The sequence below is a fragment of the Psychrobacter sp. Ps7 genome, from assembly GCF_022129225.1.
Classification (GTDB): Bacteria; Pseudomonadota; Gammaproteobacteria; order Pseudomonadales; family Moraxellaceae; genus Psychrobacter; species Psychrobacter immobilis_A.
The window spans coordinates 1-3,807 of the sequence record NZ_JADQAH010000050.1 but is presented as its reverse complement, the minus strand read 5'-3'; the positions used below and the strand labels follow the sequence as shown (position 1 = coordinate 3,807).

At 40.3% G+C, this 3,807-nt stretch carries 3 protein-coding genes; 2 read left to right on the top strand and 1 reads right to left on the bottom strand.

The window, feature by feature from the left end; translation table 11 throughout:
- Nucleotides 1–149: 149 nt before the first annotated feature.
- Complete coding sequence (locus I3257_RS12910; protein WP_238050006.1) at nucleotides 150–527, top strand: hypothetical protein; 378 nt, start codon at nucleotides 150–152, stop codon at nucleotides 525–527.
- 219 nt (nucleotides 528–746) lie between these two features.
- A complete protein-coding gene (locus tag I3257_RS12905; protein ID WP_238050005.1) occupies nucleotides 747–1,316 on the top strand; it encodes a PepSY domain-containing protein in 570 nt (189 codons plus the stop codon).
- A 319-nt stretch (nucleotides 1,317–1,635) separates the two neighbouring features.
- Here I3257_RS12905 and I3257_RS12900 read toward each other — a convergent pair whose 3' ends face one another.
- Nucleotides 1,636–3,255, bottom strand: a complete 1,620-nt coding sequence (locus I3257_RS12900) for an AbgT family transporter (RefSeq protein ID WP_144298058.1) — start codon at nucleotides 3,253–3,255, stop codon at nucleotides 1,636–1,638.
- Between the last annotated feature and the right edge of the window lie 552 nt (nucleotides 3,256–3,807).

Below are 3,807 nucleotides of genomic sequence, written 5' to 3'. Positions count from 1 at the left end.
ACCATTTTGCAGAAAAGCAATTATGAATGCAATATAATGGTTATTATCAAGCCTTACTGCATTAAATCGATTTTTATATGGCGTTGTGATGCCTTTAAATAAAGATCAAAGGGCGTAGTTTTATTTTTTTATTGTCGTATTCTCTCAGGATGTTGAGTCTCCGACAATCTCAGGGCGGTTCAGATGAGCTAAAGACAGTCGTTATTGAGCGCAACGAGATAACGAATCTTACAGCAGAAGTGAAAGGAGAGTTAAAGGCCATAATCGCTGAACGTGATAAGTTATCAGGGATTAATGAGCAGCTTACTCAAAAGCAAGCTAAGATTGAAGCAGATCATCAGCTACTGATTAAGCAACACGACACATTAAATCATGAGAAAACTTTGCTTAGTACAGAGTACACTGCATTGAGTGAGCAATATGATGAGCTTTCAGTTAACTATCAATCAGAACAGGAAAAGTTTAGCTCATTGACTGCAGAGATTGAAAAGATGCGAGAGACAATTAACACTAAAAGTATCAGTTAAACTTAGTAATAGAGGCCTATTAGGTAGTGTTCAAAATTCTGTGTAACTGCTTATAATCCAATGTTATTTGTCCTAATACCCGTTACGCCAGTTACGTTTTTCAGCATAAACCACTTAGACATAGTGATTAACTGTATGTCATTATTTACTTTTAAATTAATCTCTTATTCTAATTAATAAACAGTCTGCCGAAAGACTGACGCATTTTAGGATCTTATTATGAAAAAACTATCAACATTGAAGAAATCTCTTGTAATGGCACTGAGTGTCGCAAGCTTTAGCATGGCCTCTGTTTCAGCCACTCAAGCAGCCACTGCTATGAATGAGGTAACGGCAGCATCACAGAGTAAGATCAGTCTAGAGCAGGCGCTGGCCCTTGCTAATAAAGCGGTAAAAGGCGATATCATCAGTGCAGACTTTGATCAAGAAGATCGTAACGAAAATAGCCATTACGATATCAAAATCGTTACCAACAATAATGAACAAGAAGTCAGCGTGAATGCCAATACAGGCAAGGTTACGAAAGAAGACACAGAGCGTTTAGACAAAGAAGACTTGGCAGAATATAAGGCCATGAAACAAGCAAAAGTGAGTTTGTCTCAAGCTATAAAAAAAGCAAACCAAACGCTGAAAGGGAAAGTGCTTGAAGTAGAGTTCGACATGGATTTTGGCAAGCCTGTCTACAAAGTTGAAATTGGTAAAGGCAATCAAATTCATAAAGTCGTTGTCGATAGCATGACTGGTAAGATTACTCGCAGTCAGGTAAGCGACGTTGATCGTGATGATTAACTACTGATACCCTGTATTGCATACACTCTCAAATATTAAAAAGCCCCAAGCTACTTTCTCAAGTGGCTTGGGGTCTTTAATAGCAAGTCTAAATAAACACTTATTGGTATCTAGTGTGGGTTCATATTTGTGGATTGCTGGCCGTTTTGAGCCTTTCCTAAAAAGTGTGTAACTATTATTTAGATTGTAGAAGTACTTACACGAAATTTAGGAAAGGCTCTAAGTTGGTCTTGATAAATTTACTTTAGCAATTGTGGACTTCTTTTTTGGCGCTCCCTTTTCCCGAACTGGGGTCATTTAGCAAACCTTCGATTCACTACTATCTAGCAGGATAAAACGTCTCTGCACCAGGGCCTACTGGCAGACCAAATACAAACACCCAGACGCAAAATAAAATAATCCAACCAACTAAGAACGCAATTGAATAAGGTAACATCATCGCCATAAGTGTGCCAACACCAGTATTTCTCTTATAACGAATAGCAACTGCCATAATGAGACCAAAATAGCTCATCATAGGGGTAATGATATTGGTAGTCGAATCTCCAATACGGTATGCGGCCTGTATCATCTCAGGCGCATAGCCAGTTAGCATTAGCATGGGGATAAATATTGGTGCTGTTACGGCCCATTGCGCAGATGCCGAACCAAGCATCAAGTTAACCACCGCACATATCAAGATAAAACCGATCAATAAGAAAGGACCTGTTAAACCAATATCGTTTAGGAAAGTTGCACCAGATACTGCCATTACAGAACCAAGGTTTGACCAATTAAAGAAGGCGGTAAACTGTGCTGCAAAAAAGACTAAGACGATATAAATACTGAGCGAGCTCATCGCATGGCTCATCGCATCTACTACATCTTGGTTGTTTTTTATGCTACCAGTAATCTTTCCATATATATAACCAGGTATGGCAAAGAACACAAAAATGAAGACAACGATACCCTTTAAAAATGGCGAACCTGACAACAGACCTGTCTCAGCATTACGCAGGATGCCGTCAGCAGGTACCACGGTCCAAGCCAATAATAAACAGAATACCAGCATACTAATACCAGCCCAAAAAAGTCCTTTTTTCTCAATAGTAGATACGCGCTCAGCTTTGGTATCTAATACTGAGGGATCATCGGCGTCAGTAGGATTGTACTTACCAAGGCTTGGCTCGACGATTTTCTCGGTCACAAGATAACCCAAACCACTAATCAAAAAAGTACTCACCATCATAAAGTACCAGTTGGCTTCTGCCCCAACAGTGTAAGCTGGATCGATGATACGTGCCGCTTCTTGAGTAATCCCTGATAATAAAGGATCAACTGTGCCAAGTAATAGATTAGCGCTATAACCACCAGATACCCCAGCAAATGCCGCCGCGATACCAGCTAATGGATGTCGACCAAGAGAGTGAAATATGACCGCAGCAAGTGGTATCAAAACCACATAACCAAGCTCAGCGGCCGTGTTTGACATAATACCTGCGAACACAATAGTAAAGGTAACCATTTTCTTTGGCGCGTTTAACACTAGCCCACGTAGTGCGGCTGATATCATTCCAGAGCGCTCAGCGATACCAACACCAAGTAGTGCTACCAGCACCGTACCAAGTGGCACAAAACCAGTAAAGTTGGTCACCAAGTTTTCAACAATACGAGCTAAGCCCTCGCCATTTAATAAATTGACGACCTCAATAGTTCCATCAGCGCTACGGCCGCTTGCACCCTCTGGTCGTGGATCGATTACCGATATACCAAAGTAAGACAGTACTGCTGAAAGAACCAGTAAAAATACTGACATCCATACAAATAAAATAACAGGATGCGGTAGTAAATTACCGAGCCACTCTACTCCTTTTAAAAACCGCTGCATGCGCGAATCTTGCTCTGCTGCATCAAAATTATTATGTGGCGGATTGCCATTTGGCGAGTTACTTCCTTGCATAGCCGATTATCTCCTTCAAGATTAAGTACTTTTGATGCGCTTAAAGTGTATGAAAACACCGATAAAAGGTTATGATTGGAACATAATTGGAAAACAGAAACAAATAATTTTGTCTCATAAAACAAATTGTTTAGAATTTTGAGTAATAAATAACCCCAGTTCAGGAGAAGGGAGCGCCAAAAAAGACAAAAACAAGAAGTTCACAATTGCTAAAGTAGGTTTACCAAGACCAACTTATGCAAACAGGATTTCTTCCATGAACAACTTAACCGAACTATAATGCCTCTTGGTCAGCCATCAAAGCGCTTGAGCGCAAAAATAAAGAGCTCAAATAAGCCAACGAAACTATAAGGAACGCGGGCGCTTTTATGCCTAGGAGGAGATGGGCGGACCGCCCAAGTGATGGTTGATTTTATTAATGATCATAAGTTGTAATATGAGTTCGGGCCAATATTAAAGTACTACCGCCTGCTCCGTCACCCTATCACTTCACTATAATGACCCCTGCTGTCAAATCCGTATAACTAAACTTGGGAGATTTTGATTACGCAG